The organism is Blastococcus sp. CCUG 61487, assembly GCF_005222955.1.
Lineage (GTDB): Bacteria > Actinomycetota > Actinomycetes > Mycobacteriales > Geodermatophilaceae > Blastococcus.
This window is the reverse complement of sequence record NZ_LWUA01000092.1, coordinates 1-2,678: the sequence shown is the minus strand read 5'-3', so window position 1 is coordinate 2,678 and position 2,678 is coordinate 1. Positions and strand designations below refer to the sequence as shown.

3 protein-coding genes and 1 pseudogene are annotated in these 2,678 nt (G+C 69.5%); 1 reads left to right on the top strand and 3 read right to left on the bottom strand.

Going from position 1 to position 2,678, the window contains the following annotated elements:
- The 3 genes from A6V29_RS06695 to A6V29_RS06685 form a co-directional block, all read right to left on the bottom strand.
- Window positions 1-679, bottom strand: a 679-nt coding sequence (locus tag A6V29_RS06695; RefSeq protein ID WP_249933073.1) for a phosphoketolase family protein, incomplete at its 3' end; no start/stop codon positions are given.
- Between the two features lie 385 nt (window positions 680-1,064).
- Complete coding sequence (locus A6V29_RS06690; protein WP_137159588.1) at window positions 1,065-1,841, bottom strand: hypothetical protein; 777 nt, start codon at window positions 1,839-1,841, stop codon at window positions 1,065-1,067.
- A gap of 180 nt (window positions 1,842-2,021) precedes the next feature.
- Window positions 2,022-2,312, bottom strand: a complete 291-nt coding sequence (locus A6V29_RS06685) for a winged helix-turn-helix domain-containing protein (RefSeq protein ID WP_137159587.1) — start codon at window positions 2,310-2,312, stop codon at window positions 2,022-2,024.
- A gap of 181 nt (window positions 2,313-2,493) precedes the next feature.
- Here A6V29_RS06685 and A6V29_RS06680 point away from each other — a divergent pair.
- Window positions 2,494-2,678: pseudogene (locus tag A6V29_RS06680) on the top strand (tellurium resistance protein TerC); the annotation flags it as partial.

The window sequence follows — 2,678 nt, the reverse complement described above, 5'->3', positions numbered from 1 at the left end:
CACTGAACCCGGGGCGGGACATGTAGCCGTTGAGGTGCAGGATCGGCAGCACGGCGCCGTCGCGCCGGGGGTCGACGAACTTGTTGGAGTGCCAACTGGCCGCCAGCGGCCCGGTCTCGGCCTCGCCGTCCCCCACGATTGCCGCGACCACCAGGTCGGGGTTGTCAAAGGCGGCGCCGTAGGCGTGCGAGAGCGCATAACCCAGCTCGCCGCCCTCGTGGATCGAGCCTGGGGTCTCGGGAGCGACGTGGCTGGGGATGCCGCCAGGGAAGGAGAACTGGGTGAACAGCCGCCGCAGGCCGGCCTCGTCCTGGGTGATGTCCGGGTAGACCTCGCTGTAGGTGCCCTCCAGCCAAGCGGCGGCGACTGGGCCGGGCCCGCCGTGCCCGGGGCCCATCACGTAGATCATGTTCAGGTCGCGCACGGTGATGGCGCGGTTGAGGTGGGCGTAGATGAAGGTCAGCCCCGGTGTGGTTCCCCAGTGGCCGAGCAGCCGCGGCTTGACGTGCTCGGGCCGCAGCGGCTCGCGCAGTAGGGGGTTGCCCATGAGATAGATCTGCCCGACCGACAGGTAGTTCGCCGTGCGCCACCAGGCGTGCATCGCCTGCAGTTCCGCGTCGCTCAGCGGGCCGCCAGAGGTTGCCTGCGGTGCGGCGGTCCTGGTGATGACGACGTCCATGCGTTTGCCCCCCCCCTGTGCCGATCGTCCCGGTCGCGCAGCGCGCCGACTTATCCCAGCGTGATGGGTCGGCGTCGGGCAACCCGGGGCGTCATGCTCGAGCGTCGCTGCCGGTGCGTGCGGCGGTGGGCTCGCGCCCTGCACGGCGCGGCGCGGCTGCATGCACTAGGCCCTCTACTCTCGCCCCGCCCGCCGTTCCGTGGGAGCGGCTCGGCTCAACCGTGGGACCTTCGGCTGTTCAGGTGATCCGGACGGAGCGGTCCACGAACCGGCGGTCGCTCCGCGTGGCGGTGCTATGGGTCGTGGAAGGAGACCGTGCCGGACCCAGGGCGTGGCCATCCACCCTGAATCCGGCCCGACCGAAGCTCCAGCCTTCGACAGGGAACTAGGAGCCGCCGCGTCGTTCCAACAGCGTGAAGGCATGCCGGAGTAGGTGATAAGCGGCGAAGTAGGCGTTGGCGAAGTCATCGATCGCGCCGCCCGCTTGGAACACGGCCATGCCGTTCGCCTCCGCGCCGGTCATCCGTGTTCCTGCCCGGCCAAACACCGACCAAAGAAGCCCGTGGGCCGCACCCGAGCCACTGCGCCACTCAGCCTTCACCTCCTTGGCCAGGTCTTCCTTGCCCCAGGCAGCCAGCGCCGCAGTCTGGACGACCTCCGTGGCGTTGAACTTGGCCTTCTGTCCGTCTGCCGCCCGCTGCTGAGCCAACTGCTGCGACCGCGTCGTGACGTGCTGCTCCACCGCATCGGTACCCGCATGCGGGCTGGACGCCAGATCCTGGAGGTCGCGGAGAAACCGCAGATGCTGCTCGTAGATGTGAGCCGTGAGCGTGCGCGCATTCTTGAGGCGCTCTGCACGATCGTCGGGGGCCAGGAGCCAGACGGCTTGTGCCGCCGAGAGGAGCGCAGTGCGGACCAGCGATGCCTGCGCGTACGGGAACACCTCCCTGGCCTCGATGAGCACTCGGACCGCCTGGAGGTGGTCCCTGGCAGCGCCCATGCTGCCGACCGCGATCTGGCTCAGCGAGAGGGCGGGCCAGTCGGCGTCATCGGCGGCCAGGTCGCTACCCGGCTTGGGCGTGTAGACGCTCCCGAGCCGCCCGCTCCACTCGTCCAGGGTCGGAAACGTGCGAAGAACTGCCTGGTAGTGCGTATCGCTCACGGCCTCTCTCTACCAGCGGGGCCGCTCGACCGTCGCTTCGTGGCCCACTCCCCCACCGGATCAGCTGGACAGCCGCTCATAGCCCTAGCCCGGACCCAGAGTGGAGGAGACGCGCCTGGACGGTCGGTCGTCGTTTCAGTCCGATCGACGGGTGGCCGGTCGACCGTCCGCTGGCGTTCGTCAGTGGTTGCTGAAGATGGTGAGCAGTTCGTCGACCTCGTGGTGTTCCATGCGGGGGTGTCGGAACGGCTGGTGCCGCCGCACCTCGTAGTGCGTGCGCCGGCCCCGGCGGGTCCGGGTGAGGTATCCGCCCTGCTCGAGGTCACGCAGGATGCTCAGGGTCGCGCGAGCGCTGATGCCGACGCCCGCGGCGAGCTCGGCCACTCGCGCGTCCGGGTCGGCGGCGACGGCCAGCAATACGAGCCCGTGGTTGGTCAGGAACGTCCAGGGCGGTCTCCGCGGGTCGGTCATCGCGGCGGTCCTCTCCTGCGCTGGCCCCAATGAGTGAAGCATGCTTCACTCATTCGTGGAGGGGAGTATCCCGTAGCGCTCGCGTCGTCAGCACGGTCCCACCCCGAGAGGACCCGGCGGAGCAGGCCCAACGGGCCGGGAGAGACCTCCGGTTGATGCGACATCGACTGGAGGAGGGTGCGTGGACGTCCCAATCTGGCTCTGGCTGGCCGTGCTCGGCCTGATCGTCGGCATGCTCGCCGTCGACCTGTTCGCCCACCGTCGAGCGCACGTGATCGGCGTCCGTGAGGCGGCGGTCTGGTCGGCGGCCTGGGTTTCCATCGGCATCGCCTTCGGCGCCTGGATCTGGGGTGACGTCCCGCGAGG

Excerpts from the sequence above, each read along its gene's own strand:
- A6V29_RS06685 (WP_137159587.1), bottom strand. The coding sequence starts at position 2,312 with ATGACCGACCCGCGGAGACCGCCCTGGACGTTCCTGACCAACCACGGG.